Raw genomic sequence first — 19,331 nt, forward strand, 5'->3', positions numbered from 1 at the left:
ATGGGAGATAGTTGACATGTATGACCTGATCATCAGGAACGGTACGGTCGTCGATGGGTCCGGGCTACCAGCCTACAAGGCCGATATTGCTGTGCGCGGGAGCAAGATCGAAAAGATCGGCCGTATCTCGAACGCAGCAGCAAAGGAAATTGACGCCGATGGACGGATCGTGGCCCCGGGATTCATCGATCCGCACACGCATTTTGATGCCCAGCTATTGTGGGATGGCTTTGCGAAGCCTGCACTTTCTCATGGCGTGACAACCATCGTACCGGGGAATTGCTCACTGTCCCTCGCACCGCTCAAGGCCGAACATCGGATGAAACTGGTCGGCATGTTCAACCAGATCGAAGAGATGCCGCTCAAAGCCTTTGAAGAGGGCGTCGTCTGGGACTGGGAAACCTTTTCCGAATACATCACACGTATTCGCAAGGGGCTTGCCATCAACGTTGCCCCCCTGGTCGGACACAGCGTCCTGCGCCTGTGGGTGATGGGTGACGCAGCGATGGAGCGCACGGCAACCGACGCAGAAATTGCCGACATGCAGTCTGTCCTGCGTGAATGCCTGGACGCCGGCGCCATCGGACTGTCGACCAGTTATGTTGACATGGACGAAAAATTGCAGCCGGTCCCGAGCCGCCATGCCGATGCCGGTGAAGTTGATGCATTGGCCAGCGTTCTCGGAGAGTATGGCCGCGTGCTCCAGATCGTTCCGGAATTCTACGATCCGGACCTGACGATCGCGCGACTGGACCAGCTGGCAGAGCTTTCCCTGAAGTATGGCATTCCGACGACCTTCTCGCCCCTCTTTGTGAACGCCGACAATATGGATGCCGTCGACAAGGTCATCCGCCGGGTGGACGAACAGTTCGCGCGCGGTGCGCGCGTCTGGCCGCAGGTACAGACGCGACCGATCGACATCAGCTTCTGCTTCGCTGTGCCAAGTCTGCTCTTCATCCGCCTGCCGAGCTGGTATGGGGTCATGCGCTTTGGTACGCACGATCAGATCATGGCGGCATTCCGTGACGCGGAAACTCGCAAGAAGCTGGTCACCGAAGCTGCGCAGCAGGGCAATATGTGGCCGCTTCTGCGGCTCCGTCACGTAAACACGGCAGACAACCAGAAATATGTCGGCAAGACACTGGCCGAAATCGCCGAAATGCGGGGAACGACTCCAATTGACGCGATGATCGACCTATCACTTGAGGAAGATCTCGATGCGCATTTCATCGCCGCAAGCATGGGGCACAATTCGGACGACAAAGTCTCCAGCATGCTGAAACATCCTCGCGTCCACATTGGCGCGAGCGATGGAGGGGCGCACATCCTCTCATTCTCGACCTATGGCGATACGGGTTACCTTTTCGGTCATTTCGTTCGTGATCTGAAGGCGATGAGCATCGAAGAGGCAGTCAAGAAAGTTACCCACGATACGGCAGCCATCTGGGGCATTCCGGACCGCGGCGTGCTTCAAACGGGCTACGTTGCTGACATTGTCATTTTCGATCCGGACGCAATCGACCGGGGAGAAGAGATCTACGTTCAGGACGTGCCAGGCGACGGCAGCCGCTATGTCCGCGAATCCCACGGAGTAGACACGGTCATCGTCGGCGGAGGCATCGCCTGGTCTGCGGACGATGGTTATCAGGACACCCGTGGTGCTATCCTTCCCGGTGCTCAGGTTGACACACATCCGATGGAGGCAGCATGAGCCGGCCCGGCGTCACGCGAAGGCGCGTTGGGACGAACGGCATAAATCTGAATATTGCAGAAGCAGGTGAAGGCCCTCTTGTCCTGCTTCTGCACGGGTTTCCCGAGTCCTGGTATTCCTGGCGCCACCAATTCGAACCCCTTGCAACCGCTGGGTATCACGTCGTCGCTCCGGACATGCGGGGTTATGGCAAAAGCGACAAGCCTGAAGAGATTACCGCCTATAATCAGGTTGAGGTAGTAAATGACATCATCGGCCTCATCCCCGCGCTCGGATATGATGAGGCCATCGTGATCGGTCATGACTGGGGTGCTCCGACTGCCTGGGCGACTGCTCTGTTTCACCCCGACAAAGTACGCGCCGTTGGCGGACTATCGGTGCCATTCATGCCACGCTCTCCCGTACAGCCGATGCCTTTGATGCGGGAGATGTTCAAAGGCCAGTTCTTCTATCAGCTTTATTTCCAGGAACCCGGTGTCGCTGAAGCGGAATTCGAAGCAGACCTGAAGACCAGCCTCCGCAAGTTCCTTTGCATGGCTGGTGGGGAAACGGACCTGACCGCACTTCCACAGAAAGCGGAAGATGACGATCTGCTGTCCGGCCTGCCTGACCCGAAAACACTGCCCCTATGGCTGACTGAAGCGGATCTTGATTTCTACACAAATGAGTTTGCCAACTCCACTATGCGTGGTCCAATCAACTACTACCGCAATCATGACCTGACATGGGAAATGACCGACGGTGCGCCGACAGAGATCCACCAACCCGCCATGTTCGTGGCCGGCACGAATGACGGGGTGGTGATGATGGCGGCCGAGGCCATCAAGATGATGCCGCACTTCGTGAAGGATCTTCGCATCAATCATATGATCGAAGGCATCGGGCACTGGACGCAACAAGAAGCCCCCGACGAGGTCAATGCCCAGATATTGGCGTTCCTGAAAAGCGTGGACACCGGAAAGTGAAGCAGACATGACCGAAAAAGTCATTGTAATCGGCGCGGGGATCGGCGGACTTTGTACTGCGCTGATGCTTCAGCCAACGGGACGCGACATCCTTGTGCTCGAAAGGGACGGTCCTATCGGAAAGATTGAACCCGACGACCTGTTTCGCACCTGGAAAAGAACCGGTGTCGGTCATGTCCGGCAGAGCCACGCCTTCCTGGCCCGTCTTCGCACCATTCTGAAGGATGAGCATCCGGCCTTGCTGGACAGTCTCATGACTCATGGTGTTCGTGAGCTCACTTTCGATATGATGCTCACCGAGCAGCAGCAACAAAATTACCGGCCACAGCCTGAAGACAGTGATCTGACGATCATCACCAGCCGGCGCACAACGCTGGAAATGGTTATCCGCAGATACGTCGAATCTCTGCCGAATGTAGAAGTGCGGACCGGATTCTTCGTCCGTAAACTCATCACTGCGAAAGGCGCTGATGGGGTCTTCACAGTCAGCGGCGTCGAGGGCGAACAGGACGACACGCAGACTTCCATCGAGGCAGAGCTTGTTGTTGACGCCTCTGGCAAGGGCGGCTTCACCATGGAACAGCTGATGCAAGAAGGCGCGAACATACGTGAAGAAAGTGAAACCGCCGGGATCCTCTACTTTACCCGGCACTACCGCCTTCTGCCTGGCTGCGCCGAACCGGATCGCAAATCGAACCCACCCGCCTCCGGGGATCTGGGTTATCTGAAGTTTGGCGTCTTCCCCGGAGACAACGGAAACTTCTCCATTACCATCGCTCTGCCGGAAATCGAGATGGAGTTGCGGAAAAACATCCTCAACCCGGATATATTCCACCGCATCACACTAATGCTGCCGGGCCTTCGGCCATGGACCAACGAGGACCGGTCTGAGGCGACCAGCAAAGTCTTCGGCATGGGGGACCTGAACAATCGCTGGCGCGATACGGTTGTAGACGGAAAGCCTGCCGCGCTCGGTTATTTTCCGCTCGGCGACACATTGGTCCGGACAAACCCGCTCTACGGCCGGGGCTGCTCCTTCGCTGCAGTCAGTGCACAGCTGCTTCGCCAGACGCTCGAAGAGTCCGCTGACCCGACCAAACGCGCCATTGCATATCATGAGCACATCCAGAGTGACCTCCGCCCCTATTACCTCAACCAACGAAAACAGGACCGGAGCGCGATACGGCGGGCTCAACGGAACCTGATGCCTGATGCGGCACAATCAGTCCGTTCGCGCGTGCTTGAGAGTTTCGCGGAAGACGGCGTGCGGATTGCCCTTCGATCCGATACCCGCCTGTTGCGCGAAGCGATGCGGGGATTCCACATGCTGGAACATCCGGATAAGTGGCTTGGCAAACCAGGTAATCTTGCAAAAGTGCTCTACTTTTGGGCTCGCGGAAAAAAAGCAAACGCGACAGCATACCCACCACCGCCTGGTCCGGAGAGAGCCGACATGCTGTCGGCGCTTCAAATCGACCCCCAAGCCGATATCATCCGTCTCAAGCAGGATGAGCATCTCGCATCATGACAAGCACCGCAACACTACCGGACATAGGACGCCGTGAGCGCGCGAAAGAAGAACGCCGCCAAAGGATTGTGCGCGCTGTGCGCGACCTCATTCGGGAGACAGGTGATACCAATCCTTCAATGCGGCTGATCGCCAGCCGCGCAGGCGTAAGCATCGCGACCGCCTATAATCTTTTTGGATCGAAGCAAGCCGTCGTCCTGGCCGTTCTGGAAGACCGGCAGAACTTCATCGAGAGATTTGCTTCACTGAAAGCCAGGAACCCGCTCGATCTGGTGTTTGCTGCGCACGAACTTGCTGTCAGCTATTATACGCAAGACCCGGAATTCTATCGCCCCCTTTGGCGGGCGCTCCTTGACACAAGCGGCAAGAGCGACGCCAGCATTGTGCCACCCGAACGCCAGGCTGAAACTCGCGCCGCGTGGCGCACCATTCTTCTGCAAGCCCAGAATGAAGGCTATCTCGATCAGGCAGAATCAATTGAATGGCTGGAGCGCAGCCTGACCCACAGCGCGACAGGCGCCATGCTTTCCTGGGCCACCGAAGCACTTCCTACGAATGCCCTGCTGCCGTCTGCCGGTCTGGGCTACGCCTACATTTTGAATACCACCGCAACCGGAAAGGGTCGGCCAACACTCAAACAACGTATCGAGACATACAAAAAATCACTGCCGCAGACAGAACGCAAGTGAATTGGGCGATACACTTTTAGTCTCCACACGAACCTAATACGCGCGTGGCGCATTCACACAGAATATTGGTGGTCACTTTCAAACTTGCCAGAAGTCCGTTGGCGTCGCGTCGGACAGAAATACAGCGCAGACCGGACGAATGAGGGGTTGAGCCTCGCGAAAAACTGCCTATTGGAAGGTATCGTGATCGGATCGGGGGATCACACAGCCGGCGAATGAGAGACTTGGGGGACATGACCTACGTCGCGTCAATGTTTGTGAAGAAGATGATCGATCAGGCGCCAGAGTCGCTTGATCGAGCGGAGCTGTTCGCGGGCATGGGCATAACCGAAGAAGAAGCATCGAACCCAAATACGGTGGTTCTTGACACCCAGTATTATGCGCTGCTCGAAACCATTGCGGCGGCGGAAGCACCGGACATCAGCTTTCACCTTCGCACATCTGCAGCGATGACCTGCGCTGATTTCGGCGCTGTAGGCCTCGCCTGGAAGTGTGCTCCGACGCTGCGCCGTTCCTTTCAGCGGATGGACCGGTACGCGCGCGCTTACAACACAACAGCCACTTTTCGGCTTGTCGAAAAGGACGGTTTCAGCATGTGGACCCACCAGCGGCTCGAACCCAAGCGGCTGGGCATGTATCTATCAACTGAAGGCACCTTGGGAACCTATGTCGCCATGTGCCGGGAAACGACTTTCCCGGAAAACAAACCCCACGCAGTCCAGTTTCGTCACCCTGAACCTGCGGGATCCCTGGAGGCGCTGGAGGCCTACTTCAGATGCCCCGTGACGTTCGGTGCGGAAATTGATGCGATCGTTTTGCCAGAGGAGCGCCTCGATCGGAAAAATACCGTTGGGGATGAGAGTATCTGGCGCTTTCTGACGTCCCATATTGAGGAGACCATGCTCGATGATGATCATGAGGAAGCACTGGATCGTCAGGTCATCGTCCAGATCGCCAATACGCTGAGCGAAGGGATTCCCACGCTGGCAGATATCGCATCGGGAATGGGTATGAGCGCCCGGACCCTTCAGCGCCGCCTCGCCGATCAGGGGCACACATTTCAGTCTCTCGTTGACGAGGCGCGCTGGCAACTCGCCGAAAAGTTTCTGACCGACACCCGATACTCGATCGCCCAGGTCGCTTTCCTGACCGGATTTTCCGAGCAAAGCGCCTTCACCCGAGCGTTCAAACGATGGGCAGGAAAAACCCCTGGCTCGTATCGTGATGAAGCCCACGAAAATCGCCTGTGATTCGAGACAGGCGTTTCGCCTCTAAAACTTTATGCATTTTGCAGGAATCACGAGTTGGAGTTTTGGTAAGGCCCCAAAAGCCACTCAATCCAAACCCTGCATTCAGCCTTTATGGCCAGCACCCAAAAAATAAAAAGCACCGGGGCGTGCAATACGTTCGTGATTGGAATAGTGTTCACCTAGCGGAACTATCTCGAAAACTCGGAGCATTCAAATGGCAACACTCAAGGTCAATGGGCAGGTGATGACAGTTGATGTTGATGATTCAACGCCTCTGCTCTGGGTCATTCGCGAACAACTCGGGCTTACCGGCACGAAATACGGTTGCGGCATCGCCGAATGCGGCGCCTGCACGATCCATATCGACGGTCAGGCCGTCCGGTCCTGTGTTTATCCAGTAGGCGCGCTTGCGGGTGACGAGGAGATCACCACAATCGAAGGCCTGTCAGAAGATGGCAGTCATCCGGTCCAGCAAGCCTGGGTCGAGCTTGATGTGCCTCAGTGCGGCTTCTGCCAGCCGGGCATGATCATGGCCGCCGCCGGTCTGCTGAACGACAATCCAGATGCCACGGATGAAGACATCGACGCTACGATCACAAATATTTGCCGGTGCGGAACGTTCACCCGCGTCCGCAAAGGCATTCACCTTGCCAAGACGAAGAAAGCCTGAGGAGGACTGAAAAAAATGACTACTGTACCAGGTCTTTCCCGTCGCGGATTTATTGTCGGAACCGGAGCCACCGGCCTAACCATCGGCATTCTTGCTGCTTGTGGACCGGGCGGAAAAGACGCTCCGGCAGAAGCTGGCCCACCGCCACCGGAAGTGAATGCATGGGTCCATATCGGAACCGATGATATCGTCACCGTTCGCATCGCCCGCTCTGAAATGGGTCAGGGTACGCTGACCGGCCTCGCGCAATTGGTCGCCGAGGAATTGGAATGCGATTGGGACTATGTGAAAACGGAATACCCCACGCCTGGTCAAAACCTTGCCCGTGACCGCGTATGGGGCGACTTCCTTACGGGTGGCAGCCGGGGTATCCGCACCAGCCATGACTATGTCCGGGAAGGCGGCGCCGCCGCTCGTATGATGCTGGTGCAGGCGGCTGCAAATCGTTGGGGTGTGCCAGTCGAAGAATGCTCCGCAGCAAAGAGCATCATCACACACAGTCCATCCGGCAAGACTCTGCGCTTCGGAGAAGTCGTTGCCGACGCCGCAGAACTGCCGGCCCCCGAGAGCGTGACGCTGAAAGACCCGTCCGAATGGAAGATTGTCGGGCAATCGGTTCAGCGGCTGGATACGGTGGACAAAGTCACCGGCAAGCAACAGTACACGACCGACATGAAAATGGACGGCATGCTGAACGCCGCAGTGAAAGCCGCACCGAAACGTGGCGGATCACTCAAATCGTTCGATGCAGAAGCCGTCAGCTCCATGCCGGGCGTCAAAGCGGTCGTCCAGGTAGACGACACGTCCGTAGCCGTCGTTGCAGACTATTGGTGGCAGGCCAAGACAGCCCTGGATGCTCTTCCTATCGAATGGGAAGATGGCGAAGGCTCCAACTTTTCAAGCTCTGCATTCGAAGCAGATCTCGATGCTGGCCTGACGGCCAGCGAGACTTTTGTCGGCAATCAGGCGGGCGACGTGGATGCCGCTTTTTCCAATGCCGCGCAGGTAATTGAAGCAAAATACAATGCACCCCATCAGAACCATGCCTGCATGGAGCCGATGAATGCCATTGCCGTCTGGACGCCAGAGAAGTGTGAGGTCTGGTGCCCCACGCAGAATGGTGAAGCCGCATTGGCCGCTACATCCGAAGCCGCGGATCTGCCTATCCAGAATTGTGAGGTTTACAAACAATTGCTGGGTGGCGGTTTTGGCCGCAAGGGGGCCTCGGACTATATTTCTCAGGCGGTGAAGATTGCCAAGCAAATGCCAGGTACACCGATCAAACTGCTCTGGTCTCGCGAAGAGGACATGGAACAGGGCTTCTTTCACCCGATCACCAAGGCTTACTGCCAGGGCGCGCTGGATGCCGACGGCAATTTGACTGGCCTGAAAATTCGCATTTCCGGTCAGTCCATCCTTGCCGGCATCATGCCGCAAGCCTTGACGGATGGTGCCGACATGATCGTGTTCCAGGGATTGCTTCCATCCGGTGTGGATGCGCGCGTCGAAGACCAGACGATCAAGTACACTTTCCCTAACCTGCTGGTTGACCACGCGATGCGTAACCCGCCTGTCCGGCCCGGTTTCTGGCGCGGGGTGAATGCGAACCAGAACGCCATCTATCTGGAATGCTTCATGGACGAGCTTGCCCATGCGGCCGGCCGGGATCCGCTGGAGTTCCGTCTGGCGCACCTGAAGGACAGTCCGAAAATGGCAACTGTCCTGCAGGCTGTTGCGGACAAGTCCGGATGGGGCGCCGATGACGGGCTCTCCCGCGGCCTTTGCTGCTTCTACTCCTTCGGGAGCTACACGGCTGCTTGTGCAGAAGTGACAGTCGGCGATGACGGTGAGCTGAAAATGCACCGAATCGTTGCCGCTACTGACCCAGGCTACGGCGTCAACCCGCAGCAGATCGATGCTCAGGTCGCAGGGTCGTTCGTTTACGGCCTTTCCGCCATGCTGCATCAGGAAATCACATTCGAAGACGGTGAAACGCAGCAGAAGAATTTCAATACCTACAATTCGATGCGGATCGCCGAGATGCCTGAAGTGGAAACGCTCGTGATGCCCTCCGGTGGTTTCTGGGGTGGCGTGGGTGAGCCAACCATCGCTGTTGCACCTCCTGCAGTTCTGAACGCCATTTTTGCCGCCACCGGAAAGCGCATCCGGCAACTTCCGATCAAGGATCAGGCACTGAGATAGTCATGACACGGCAGCTTGGCGCGCTGACGATCATTGCCCTGTTCGTGGGCGCATGCGGTTCGACACCGGTCGAAACAGATTCGATCGAACTCAGTCCGATGGCGGATACGAGTTCCGCGGCAGTGCTTTCTGTCGCGTGCTCGGGCTGTCACGGTCCCACTGGCGGAGCGATTACCAGTCTTGAAGGCCGCTCATCGGCGGAACTCCGCGAAGCATTGCTGCGCTATCGTTCCGATGCCGACGGTGGAAGCGTCATGCATCGGATGATGAGAGGGTATTCAGAAGCCGATATTGAGACGATCAGCGCCTATCTGGCCGAAGGTGTTTCGGAATGACTACCCTTGTTCCGAACCGTCGCGACCTGCTCCTTACCCTGTCGGGAACGGGTCTGCTGGCCGCATTACCTTTGGCAGCCCATGCGCAGGTCCGGGCACGTCTCGTCATCATTGGCGGAGGCTTCGGCGGTGCCACGGCCGCCCGGTTTCTGAAGCGACTGCTTCCGGAAGCCGCCATTACGCTCATTGAAGCGAATCCCGAATACTATGCCTGCCCGTTCAGCAACCTCGTCGTTGCGGGCCTGCGCGATCTCTCGGCCCAACGTTTCAGCTACGACAGCCTAAAGGCCGAGGGAATCGAATTTGTTCAGGAACGCGCGACCGATGTAGATCCGGTGAGCCGGACCGTCACAGTCGAATCCGGCCGCGCGCTGACTTATGACAAATTGATCCTGTCGCCCGGAATTGATTTCAGATGGAACGCGATCGATGGCTACGACGAAGCCGCGGCGGAGGTCTTGCCGCATGCCTGGAAAGCTGGCCCCCAAACCAGACTGCTGCAGCAACAAATCCAGGACATGAAGGATGGCGGCGTGGTGGTCATGTCCGTCCCGCCTGCGCCATTCCGTTGCCCGCCGGGTCCGTATGAACGCGCCAGCTTGATCGCGCACTATCTCAAGACCCATAAGCCGAAGTCAAAACTCATCATCCTGGATGCCCAGGAGAAATTTTCAAAGCAGCCCTTGTTTGAGGACGCCTGGTCCAGCCTCTATCCCGGCCTTATCGAACGCTACGGAGCAAATGAGTTTGGCCGGGTCATTGCCGTGTCCCCCTCTTCCCGCACCCTATCGACAGAATTTGAAGACGTCAGCGCTGACGTCGCCAATGTGATCCCGCCACAGCACGCCGGCGTCATCGCTCATCGTGCTGGCGTCGCAGACATGACGGGATGGTGTCCGATTGATCCGATTGATTTCCGTTCCACGCTCCAACCCGACATTCACGTCATCGGCGACGCTACCATTGCTTCGCCAATGCCGAAGTCTGCTTTCTCGGCGAACCTGCAAGCCAAGGTATGCGCGATGCAAATTGCCAGAGCCCTCTCGGGAGAAGCAGTTGAACCCACCACCCTGACGAACACTTGCTACTCGTACATCTCCGACAGGAAAGCCGTGTCGATCACGGGCGTCTACACAAATGACGGTGGTTCTTTGCACTCGGTGGAAGGTGCGGGCGGCTTGAGTCCTCTCAATGCTGATCCCATTGTTCGTGAGAATGAAGCACTGCAGGCCAAGACCTGGTTCCGTACAATCACCAAACAGACTTTCGGATGAAAATAGCGCGTTCTTCGGCATTGCTCTTTCTCATCTTTCTATCCGCCTGTGGGCAGGCTTCGGAGGACCGTCTGGCTGGGCCTGTCGAGATATCAGGTGATGCAATCATCGAACCATTGAACGGTAAGCAGGGTGATCCTGTTCGGGGGGAACAGATATTCACTTCACGCGAAGCAGGGCACTGTGTTCTGTGCCACCAGGTGGCCCGCCTGGATGCGGAATTCCAGGGAAATGTCGGCCCTGTGCTCACTGGCATCGGCGCGCGCCTGTCCGTCGGACAGATCCGTTATCGCATTGTTGACGCCCAAGGCATTTGGCCAGACACTGTGATGCCATCCTATTATCGCACAGGCGGCCTCCGTCAGGTTGATCATGAATATCAGGGGGCTCCTGCCCTCAGCGCTCAACAGATCGAAGACATTGTTGCGTTTCTGGAATTGCAGACAAACTGATGCCACACGACGATCATGCACCTACGACATACCGCTGGACACGTCGCGCCTTCCTGGCTTCAACTGGTATTGTGTCGATCGCGTCCGCGCTTTCTCCGTTGGCATCCGCAACACCGGAAGACGCCGACCAGGCGATCCACGACATTTTCGGGGATCGGCCAATCAACAAAGGCAAGGTGACTGTCACCCTGCCCCCGATCGCTGAAAACGGGAATTCGGTTCCGGTTGGCATAACCGTAGATAGTCCCATGACGGATGAAAGCTTCGTCGAACAAATTGTCGTTCTCTCACCGCGTAATCCCATCGCCACAATCGCGAGGTTCCATCTGGGGCCACATACCGGGCGCGCCGAGATTTCGACACGCGTCCGGATGGCAGGCACCCAGACCCTTCGCGTCGTCGCCGAGATGAACGATGGCACGCTCTGGTCCGGCACAGGCAGCACATATGTCACACTCGCGGCGTGCATTATCGGTTAAGGAGGCGCAGCTGTAATGATCCGCATTTCAGCCCCGGATACAGCCTTCGAAGGTGAGGTCATCGAGCTCAAGGCGATGATCCAGCACCCTATGGAAACGGGCTATCGCCGCGATTCCAAAGGGGAGATCATTCCAACAGACATCATCAAGAGCTTCCGCTGCACATATGATGGCAATGTCATATTTGAAGCCGAGTTCTTCCCCGGCATCGCCGCCAATCCGTTCCTGACTTTTCATGCCCGTGCCTCGCACACAGGCAAGATAGAGTTTTCGTGGACGGATCAGCATGGAGAGCGCTGGGCCGAAGAACGGATGCTGACTGTGTCATGAGACGAGCCTACCTGTTGGCGCTCATCCTTACGGGTTGCAGCGAAAACCATGAACGGATTGCAGAGCAAAGCCAGATATCCTCCGCGGACCTACGGTCCGGCTATGAGTTCCTTCAGCCGGAGACCCAGGCCCTTCAGGACGACGCATTCGCTAATCCAGGATATCTCTGGGTCGACAAGGGAAAAGCCCTGTTCAATCAAAGTCCGGAGCATGGAGAGCCTGCCTGTTCGTCCTGCCACAGTGACGATAGCCGCCCGGTCTCGAAAGCTGCAGCACATTACCCGGCCATTGACGAGCAATCAGGCAAACTCGTGAACCTCGAGTCGCGAATAAATCTCTGCCGCGAACGTTACCAGGGTCTAGCACCCCTGGAATATGAAAGTGACGATCTGCTGGGCCTGACAGCCTACCTCTCCCACCTGGCACAGGGAGAGCCAGTGTCGGTGACGATCGATGGCCAGGCCAGGAAATACTACGACGCCGGAGAAGACTATTTCTTTCTGCGCAAAGGTCAGTTCAATCTTGCCTGCAGCCAGTGTCATAATGAACACTGGGGTGACAAGTTGCGCGGCGATACGATCAGTCAGGGACATGGCAACGCCTTTCCGGCTTACCGGATGGAGTGGCAGACATTTGGTTCGCTGCATCGTCGGCTGCGGGATTGCGATTCCGGAATCCGGGCTGAACCGCTTGAGTACGGATCCGAGACCTATACGGCTGTTGAACTCTATCTGGCGAAACGCGCCGAAGGGTTGGCCATGGAATCCCCGGGTGTAAGACGATGAATAAGCTTGGCAAACCTCACCTCAGCATCCGGATCGATCTGCCTGGCGGCGGACGGTTCGGGCCGGGAAAGGCCGCTCTGCTGGACGCGATCGCGGATCTCGGCTCCATCAACAAAGCAGCCTCCCAATTGGGGATGTCATACCCACGCGCCAAGAAGCTCGTTGAAGCAATGAACCGGGACTTCGGTGTTCCTCTCGTCATTTCGGCTCAAGGCGGCGCGGATGGTGGTGGTTCCTACCTGACGGAAGCCGCTCAAGATATTCGGACGCATTATCGGGAACTGTGCAAACGATCACTTGCGCACAACAAAGAGCTCCTGACGAAGTTTGAGCCTTCAAAATCACGTCATTAGGGCTGTCGCATTATAAATCACCATTTATAATGCCTTCGATGGCCAACCCTTTGCACCCCTACGCAGAACACCCGCAGGATGTGCTGGGTCAGTGGCTGGCCTGGCGCCAGACCGGACCGGTTGCGCTCGTGGTGGTCACCTTTACTGCGGGCGGAAGTGTCCGCTCCCCAGGCGCATTGATGGCCGTTACAGAGGATGGACGCCGCTGCGGTTACATTTCCGGTGGCTGCGTCGACGCCGATGTGGTGCTGCATGCGCAAGAAGCTCTCGCAGAAAACAAGATTCTGTCATTGCGATACGGGGTTGGTTCTCCCTTTATCGACATGCCGCTTCCTTGTGGTGGCGCCATCGAAATATCGATCCTGCCCGACGCCAATGAGGAGAAACTGCAGCTTTGTCATGACGCCTTGAGCGCCCGCGCAAATGCGACGCTCTGCCTGCCGGAATTGTCGGCCTCATTCGCATACTGCCCAAAACTCCGTATCAGGATTGCAGGACGCGGCGCCGATGCGCTCGCGCTTGCCAGACTTGTCCGGGCGAGCGGCTATGAACTGACCCTCCAGCTGCGTGACGGGGAAGATATCGAAGAAGCCCAGCGCGACGGCTTCAATGATGTCACTGCCCTGAAAACTCCCCAGGATTTGCCACTCTCATCCGATGACGCCTGGACCGCATTCATTCTGATGTTCCATGATCCAGACTGGGAAGTAGCGCTCCTAAAGCAAGCCTTGCAAGGTCAGGCCTTTTACATTGGCGCGGTTGGCAGCCGAAAAACACAATCCCGCCGCCGGACGCGGCTGGAACAGGAAGGCGTCGAACCGGTACAAATCTCACGCGTGCGCGGCCCGGTTGGCCTCGTCCCCTCCATGCGGGATGCCTCGATGCTTGCCGTTTCGACGCTCGCTGAAATCATCGGCGCTTATCGGGAAGTACAAAACACTTCGCTCGCTGACACAGGCATCATCCTTCTGGCGGCCGGGAAATCCGAACGCTTTACGGAAGGTGACAAATTGCTTTCATCCCTCGCCGGCAAGCCGGTTCTTGGTCACGCGGCAGCCCTGCTGGAAGGTCAGCCGGTTGCAGCCCGTATCGCCGTGATTGGCCCCGGTCAAAGCGAGCGTCATGAGTTACTTCAATCCGCAGGGTGGCAGGTCATCGAAAACAGGAATGCCGCGGCGGGTCAGTCGACATCATTGAAAGCCGGCATCAAAGCAGCCGCCGCACTGCCGGACGTGGAGCACGCGCTGGTACTGCTCGCCGACATGCCTTTCATCACCAATGCGCACCTGAACAGACTTCGCCAAACGATGACGCCGGAAACGCAAGCCGTCATGTCGAGCGCGCGCGAGGCCAGTTGCCCGCCTGCAATCTTTTCAAGATCCACATTTGATCAGCTCACGAATTTAGCCGGTGATATGGGCGCCAGGCAGGTATTCATGTCTCTCGACCGAACGAAAACAGTGCGCCTGCCGGAAAGCGACGCACTCGATATCGACACAACCGAAGACCTGGCCCGGGCAACCGGCACGCTTTCAGCCTAGGAGTGCGAGGTCTTGGTTTATGTACTCCCGATCATCTTTTTCATCACGGCAGCGCTCTATGCCAGCGTCGGATTCGGAGGCGGGTCCACCTATAATGCGGTGCTGATCCTGTCCGGGGCTGATTTCAGAATTGTTCCGTTGATCGCTTTGGCTTGCAATATCCTGGTCGTTTCCGGCAATACGATCCGATACGGCATGACGGGAAACCTGAACTGGCGCGCACTTCTGCCGGCGTTGGCCCTGTCCGTACCGCTCGCCTGGCTAGGTGGGCGAATACCGGTGAGTGAGTTCGTGTTTTCCGCCTTGCTCGGGGTCACACTGCTGCTGACCGGCCTTTCGATGCTTTTCCAGAACCGTTGGAAACGCACAAATGAAGACGCATCTCCTCCAAGTGCGCTCATTCTGCTGCCAGTTGGCGCGGGGACCGGCTTCCTCGCGGGGCTTGTGGGCATAGGCGGTGGCATCTTTCTCGCGCCGGTGCTCTACTGGATCAGATGGAGCCACGAAAAGGCGATCGCCGCCGCATGCAGCCTGTTCATCCTGTTGAACTCTCTTTCCGGACTTGCCGGGCAGGCCACAAAACTGAACAATGTCGGTACACTTCAACTGGCAACGCCCTACTTGCCGCTCCTGCCCGCTGTCCTGATCGGCGGATGGATTGGCAACAGGTTCGGTGTTCTTAAAATGTCACCGGCCCATCTGCGCCGCGGCACGGCTATCCTGATCCTGGTCGTTGCAGTGCGACTACTCTACAAAGTCTGGAGAACGGCATAGCCCCATGACCACATCTTCACCTTCTCCTCTTCTGGACAAGTTCGGACGGCAAGTGACCTATCTCCGCCTGTCGGTAACGGATCGCTGCGACCTTCGCTGCACGTACTGCATGGCCGAAGCGATGACTTTCCTTCCCAAAAAGGAGTTACTGACTCTCGAAGAACTCGAATTCGTTGCGAAGGCCTTCATCCGCCGCGGCGTCCGGAAGATCCGGATTACAGGCGGTGAGCCATTGGTTCGCAAAGACATTCCGAAACTGTTTCACCAACTCGGCGGAATGCTGGGTGACGGTCTTGAAGAACTGACCCTCACAACAAACGCGACACAGCTTTCGCAACACGCGAATGAACTTGCAAAAGCCGGGGTTCGCAAGGTCAACGTATCGCTCGATACATTGAACCCTGTCCGTTTCGTCGAGATCGCCCGCCGGAGCCAGCTGCCGCAAGTGCTTGAAGGCATTGATGCGGCCAAGGCGGCAGGCCTGAAAGTCAAGATCAACACCGTTGCGCTCAAGCATCAGAATGCTGATGAGATACCCGACATTATCTCGTGGGCCCACGAGGAAGGGCATGACATCTCCCTGATAGAAGTCATGCCCCTTGGTGAGACCGATGAAGACCGTTTTGATCAATACATACCTCTGGACCTTGTTCAGCAGAAGCTTGAAAGCAAGTGGGCGCTCGAACCGGAAGAAAAGAGCGACCCGCTCGCCGGGCCATCCCGCTACTTCCGCATCCGGGAGACAGGCGGCCGACTTGGTTTCATCACGCCACTGACGAACAATTTCTGCGCAGGGTGCAATCGGGTCCGCGTCACCTGCACAGGCCGAATTTACATGTGCCTTGGCCAAAACAATCACATCGACCTGCGCACACCGATCCGGGAGTCAGTCGATCCTGAGAAAGCGCTTGATGAGGCACTGGATGCCGCACTGTTCGCCAAACCCGAACGCCATGACTTCACGATCCGAAGCCCGGGCCAAGCCCCTGCCCTTGCGCGTCACATGTCCGTGACAGGAGGCTAGAGATGGCAACGATTCTTTACTTCGGAAAACTGTCCAGCATCTTTGGTGAGCTTTCAGAGCATACGCCCATTCCCGTGAAAATCGTGGATACCAAATCCCTGAGAGAGTGGCTCGATCAATCCAGAGGCTTTGACGGTGCGCTTCTGCACAAAAGTGTTCGGGTCGCCGTAAACAGTGAAATCGTGGACGATCCATTCCCGGTTTCTGATACCGATGAAATCGCATTCATGCCGCCGGTCGGAGGGGGATGATGATCCGCATCACAGACCATCCTTTTCAGATTGCCGATGCCGTAGCGGAATTTGAAAGACAATCCGCAGGCGCAGGCGCCATCGTGACTTTTTCAGGCCTGGTTCGTCCGCAGTCTGCAGAAGGAGACGTGCAGACGCTGCACCTCCAGGCCTATTCACCGATAACGGAGAATGGCATCCAACAAGCCGTCGATGCCGCTCAGGAAAAGTGGTCACTTTCGGCCGTCCGGGTCATCCACAGGATTGGAGACATGGCCCCTGGAGATCCCATCGTATTTGTCGCGACCGCAGCGCCCCATCGCCGGGCGGCGTTCGAAGCGGCCGACTTCCTGATGGATTACCTCAAGACCGAAGCCATCTTCTGGAAAAAGGAAATCACAGCATCGGAATCGCGCTGGATCGAACCCAGGGCCGAAGATTACCGCGACCGCACCAGATGGAATCAATAGGAAGAGAGCCAAACACATGCATGGCATCAATGAAAATCTCGAATTCAAGCCGGTCAGGATCGCGGTTCTGATTGTCAGCGACACGCGGACATTTGAAACAGACACATCGGGCGCAACGCTCGTTCAGCGGCTCGAATCGGCAGGCCATGTCCTGGCGGACAGGAAGATCCTGCCTGACGACAGGGCGGCCATCCGAGCCCAGGTTTCGGCCTGGATTGCGGACCCGGAAACGGATGTCGTGATCACCAGCGGCGGTACAGGTCTCACCGGCCGGGATGTGACACCGGAGGCTGTGACGCCGCTGTTCGACAAGACGATTGAAGGCTTCTCGGTCATTTTCCATCAGGTCAGCTTCCAGAGCGTCGGGCTGTCTACCCTGCAGTCCCGCGCTGTTGCAGGGCTTGCATCCGGCACCTTCATATTCTGCCTTCCGGGCTCGACCGGCGCCGTGAAGGATGGCTGGGACAAGGTCATCTCCTACCAGCTCGACAGCCGTCACAAGCCCTGCAACCTCGTCGAGCTGATGCCGCGCCTCATGGAGCATGAGGGATGAACGAGCTTTCCCATATCGGTCCGGATGGGCGTGCCCGGATGGTCGACATTGGCGCGAAACCCGTCACGGAGCGCGTGGCGGTCGCGCAGGGAAAGGTCAGCATGGCGGCAGCCACGCGCGAACTGGCCATGAACCGGGAGACCCGGAAAGGTGATCCCATCGCCATCGCGGAACTCGCCGGCATCATGGCGGCCAAGAAGACCGCTGACCTGATCCCCCTTTGCCACCCGCTCCCGCTCACCAATGTCGAAGTCAGCATCACCCCGCTGGACCCGGATGCGCTTCATGTGACTGCAACTGTGCGGACCACCGGCAAGACCGGCGTCGAGATGGAAGCACTGACCGCCGTCTCCGCCGCCTGCCTGACGCTCTACGACATGCTGAAGTCTGTCGATAAGGCGATGGTGATCTCGGGGATCGAACTGGTGAGCAAGACCGGCGGGAAATCCGGCGACTATCACAAGGAAGTATCGTGAGCGGCCTGATCAGTGTCGATGACGCGCTTCGGGCGCTGGCGCCGCATGTGCTGGATGCGGGAGAAGAGGCGATCCCGGTCGGTGATGCGCTTGGCCGGGTGTTGGCACGGGACGTTCTCGCTAGAACGACAACGCCGCCGGCGGATGTCTCGGCGATGGATGGATATGCCGTCCGCCTTTCCGATGTGCGCAAAGCCGGCAACCGGCTGAACGTGACCGGGGAAATTCCTGCCGGAACGCTGCCGCGCCATCCGGTTGGGCAAGGCGAAGCGATGCGGATCTTTACCGGAGCCCCCTTGCCGGAGGGTGCGGACCACATCCTGATCCAGGAAGAGGCCACGCGCACAGGCGACATGATCGAAGTCACGGTCGCCCAGGCAGACTCAAAACACATCCGCAAGGCAGGGCGGGATTTCTCCAGGGGTGACCTTCTCGTCACCGCCGGAGCATGTCTTTCGCCAGCCGACCTTGGCCTTGCTGCTGCTGGGAACAATGGCACCATCACCGTCCGGCGGAAGCCGAAAGTCGCAATTCTTCCGGGTGGAGATGAATTGCTCCCTCCCGGTAGCGATCTGGAACCCGGCAAGATCATCGACTCCAACTCCACGGCGCTTTCGGCGCTTGTCCGGAGTTGGGGCGGCGAACCGATCACGCCCGGCATTGCAGGCGACACCATCGAGCAGATCCGGGCACTCATCGATGCATCCAGCGAGGCTGACCTGATCCTGCCGATCGGCGGCGCCTCCGTAGGCGACTATGACTATATGAAAGCCGCCTTCCAGGAGGCTGGCGCCGAGATCCTCTTTTCGGGCATTGCCGTCCGACCGGGAAAACCGACCTGGTTCGCCAGAATGGGACAACAGCGAATACTCGGCCTGCCCGGAAACCCTGCGTCTGCCTTTGTCTGCGCCAGACTGTTCCTGAAAGACCTGCTCGTGAACACAGCCGGTCCCTCCGCCCGCTTTATCGCGACGCTGGACGTGGAAATGGCACCCGGCGGCTTCCGAGAAACCTATTACCGCGCTGTGGCTCGCGTGGAGGATGGACGCCGCACCGTCATGCCACTGGTGGACCAGGACAGCTCCCTGCTCAGCCCACTGCAGATGTCAAATTGCCTGATCCGCCGGATGCCGAATGCGGCTGCCGCAATCGCGGGCGACACGGTTGAATGCCTAGGCCTCAGCGACAAATAGTAGGTTATGCGGTTCAGCCCAGCACCTTTACCCGGAAACGCGTCCGC

General features: G+C 57.7%; 22 protein-coding genes. All 22 read left to right on the forward strand.

Annotation, left to right across the window (positions count from 1 at the left end; genetic code table 11):
- The first annotated feature begins 16 nt into the window (after positions 1–16).
- The 22 genes from HY26_RS08760 (at position 17) to glp (ending at position 19,284) form a co-directional block, all read left to right on the forward strand.
- Positions 17–1,711, forward strand: coding sequence for an amidohydrolase family protein (locus HY26_RS08760; RefSeq protein ID WP_233351583.1), 1,695 nt, complete (start codon positions 17–19; stop codon positions 1,709–1,711).
- On the forward strand, positions 1,708–2,676 hold the full coding sequence (locus HY26_RS08765; RefSeq protein WP_034768305.1) for an alpha/beta fold hydrolase: 969 nt from the start codon (positions 1,708–1,710) through the stop codon (positions 2,674–2,676). The genes HY26_RS08760 and HY26_RS08765 overlap by 4 nt, the downstream gene beginning before the upstream one ends.
- A 7-nt stretch (positions 2,677–2,683) precedes the next feature.
- Positions 2,684–4,204 carry an NAD(P)/FAD-dependent oxidoreductase gene (locus HY26_RS08770; RefSeq protein WP_112073414.1) on the forward strand — a complete coding sequence of 507 codons (1,521 nt, stop codon included), beginning with the start codon at positions 2,684–2,686 and terminating at the stop codon, positions 4,202–4,204.
- A complete protein-coding gene (locus tag HY26_RS08775; RefSeq protein ID WP_112073415.1) occupies positions 4,201–4,893 on the forward strand; it encodes a TetR/AcrR family transcriptional regulator in 693 nt (230 codons plus the stop codon). The genes HY26_RS08770 and HY26_RS08775 overlap by 4 nt, the downstream gene beginning before the upstream one ends.
- A 233-nt stretch (positions 4,894–5,126) precedes the next feature.
- Entirely contained in the window at positions 5,127–6,143 is a 1,017-nt protein-coding gene (locus HY26_RS08780) for an AraC family transcriptional regulator (protein WP_034768302.1), read from the forward strand.
- Positions 6,144–6,357: 214 nt separating this feature from the next.
- Positions 6,358–6,813: a (2Fe-2S)-binding protein gene (locus tag HY26_RS08785; protein ID WP_112073416.1), complete on the forward strand. Its 456-nt coding sequence runs from the start codon at positions 6,358–6,360 to the stop codon at positions 6,811–6,813.
- 15 nt (positions 6,814–6,828) lie between these two features.
- Positions 6,829–9,015 carry a molybdopterin cofactor-binding domain-containing protein gene (locus tag HY26_RS08790; protein WP_112073417.1) on the forward strand — a complete coding sequence of 729 codons (2,187 nt, stop codon included), beginning with the start codon at positions 6,829–6,831 and terminating at the stop codon, positions 9,013–9,015.
- A 2-nt stretch (positions 9,016–9,017) separates the two neighbouring features.
- Positions 9,018–9,350 carry a hypothetical protein gene (locus tag HY26_RS08795; RefSeq protein WP_051600182.1) on the forward strand — a complete coding sequence of 111 codons (333 nt, stop codon included), beginning with the start codon at positions 9,018–9,020 and terminating at the stop codon, positions 9,348–9,350.
- A complete protein-coding gene (locus tag HY26_RS08800) occupies positions 9,347–10,624 on the forward strand; it encodes an NAD(P)/FAD-dependent oxidoreductase (protein ID WP_112073418.1) in 1,278 nt (425 codons plus the stop codon). The genes HY26_RS08795 and HY26_RS08800 overlap by 4 nt, the downstream gene beginning before the upstream one ends.
- The gene (gene soxX / locus HY26_RS08805) at positions 10,621–11,076 is read left to right on the forward strand and encodes a sulfur oxidation c-type cytochrome SoxX (RefSeq protein WP_034768297.1); all 456 of its coding nucleotides are present in this window, start codon (positions 10,621–10,623) and stop codon (positions 11,074–11,076) included. The genes HY26_RS08800 and soxX overlap by 4 nt, the downstream gene beginning before the upstream one ends.
- The gene (locus tag HY26_RS08810) at positions 11,076–11,555 is read left to right on the forward strand and encodes a thiosulfate oxidation carrier protein SoxY (RefSeq protein ID WP_051600181.1); all 480 of its coding nucleotides are present in this window, start codon (positions 11,076–11,078) and stop codon (positions 11,553–11,555) included. Before soxX ends, HY26_RS08810 begins: the two co-directional genes overlap by 1 nt.
- 15 nt (positions 11,556–11,570) lie before the next feature.
- Positions 11,571–11,885 carry a thiosulfate oxidation carrier complex protein SoxZ gene (gene soxZ, locus HY26_RS08815; RefSeq protein ID WP_034768295.1) on the forward strand — a complete coding sequence of 105 codons (315 nt, stop codon included), beginning with the start codon at positions 11,571–11,573 and terminating at the stop codon, positions 11,883–11,885.
- On the forward strand, positions 11,882–12,670 hold the full coding sequence (gene soxA, locus HY26_RS08820) for a sulfur oxidation c-type cytochrome SoxA (protein WP_034768294.1): 789 nt from the start codon (positions 11,882–11,884) through the stop codon (positions 12,668–12,670). Before soxZ ends, soxA begins: the two co-directional genes overlap by 4 nt.
- Entirely contained in the window at positions 12,667–13,023 is a 357-nt protein-coding gene (locus HY26_RS08825) for a winged helix-turn-helix domain-containing protein (protein WP_034768292.1), read from the forward strand. Before soxA ends, HY26_RS08825 begins: the two co-directional genes overlap by 4 nt.
- A 38-nt stretch (positions 13,024–13,061) precedes the next feature.
- On the forward strand, positions 13,062–14,564 hold the full coding sequence (locus HY26_RS08830) for an NTP transferase domain-containing protein (RefSeq protein WP_233351584.1): 1,503 nt from the start codon (positions 13,062–13,064) through the stop codon (positions 14,562–14,564).
- A 12-nt stretch (positions 14,565–14,576) separates the two neighbouring features.
- Positions 14,577–15,338, forward strand: coding sequence for a sulfite exporter TauE/SafE family protein (locus HY26_RS08835; RefSeq protein WP_034768291.1), 762 nt, complete (start codon positions 14,577–14,579; stop codon positions 15,336–15,338).
- Between the two features lie 4 nt (positions 15,339–15,342).
- Complete coding sequence (gene moaA / locus HY26_RS08840; RefSeq protein ID WP_034768289.1) at positions 15,343–16,362, forward strand: GTP 3',8-cyclase MoaA; 1,020 nt, start codon at positions 15,343–15,345, stop codon at positions 16,360–16,362.
- Between the two features lie 2 nt (positions 16,363–16,364).
- Positions 16,365–16,613 (forward strand): MoaD/ThiS family protein, encoded by a 249-nt coding sequence (locus HY26_RS08845; RefSeq protein WP_034768287.1) that lies wholly within the window; start codon positions 16,365–16,367, stop codon positions 16,611–16,613.
- Positions 16,613–17,062 carry a molybdenum cofactor biosynthesis protein MoaE gene (locus HY26_RS08850; protein WP_034768285.1) on the forward strand — a complete coding sequence of 150 codons (450 nt, stop codon included), beginning with the start codon at positions 16,613–16,615 and terminating at the stop codon, positions 17,060–17,062. The genes HY26_RS08845 and HY26_RS08850 overlap by 1 nt, the downstream gene beginning before the upstream one ends.
- A 16-nt stretch (positions 17,063–17,078) precedes the next feature.
- Positions 17,079–17,615: a molybdenum cofactor biosynthesis protein B gene (moaB, locus tag HY26_RS08855; RefSeq protein WP_034768283.1), complete on the forward strand. Its 537-nt coding sequence runs from the start codon at positions 17,079–17,081 to the stop codon at positions 17,613–17,615.
- The gene (moaC, locus tag HY26_RS08860) at positions 17,612–18,091 is read left to right on the forward strand and encodes a cyclic pyranopterin monophosphate synthase MoaC (RefSeq protein WP_034768281.1); all 480 of its coding nucleotides are present in this window, start codon (positions 17,612–17,614) and stop codon (positions 18,089–18,091) included. Before moaB ends, moaC begins: the two co-directional genes overlap by 4 nt.
- Positions 18,088–19,284 carry a gephyrin-like molybdotransferase Glp gene (glp, locus tag HY26_RS08865; protein ID WP_112073420.1) on the forward strand — a complete coding sequence of 399 codons (1,197 nt, stop codon included), beginning with the start codon at positions 18,088–18,090 and terminating at the stop codon, positions 19,282–19,284. Before moaC ends, glp begins: the two co-directional genes overlap by 4 nt.
- Positions 19,285–19,331: the final 47 nt, after the last annotated feature.

Source organism: Hyphomonas sp. GM-8P (genome assembly GCF_003263315.1).
GTDB lineage: Bacteria > Pseudomonadota > Alphaproteobacteria > Caulobacterales > Hyphomonadaceae > Hyphomonas.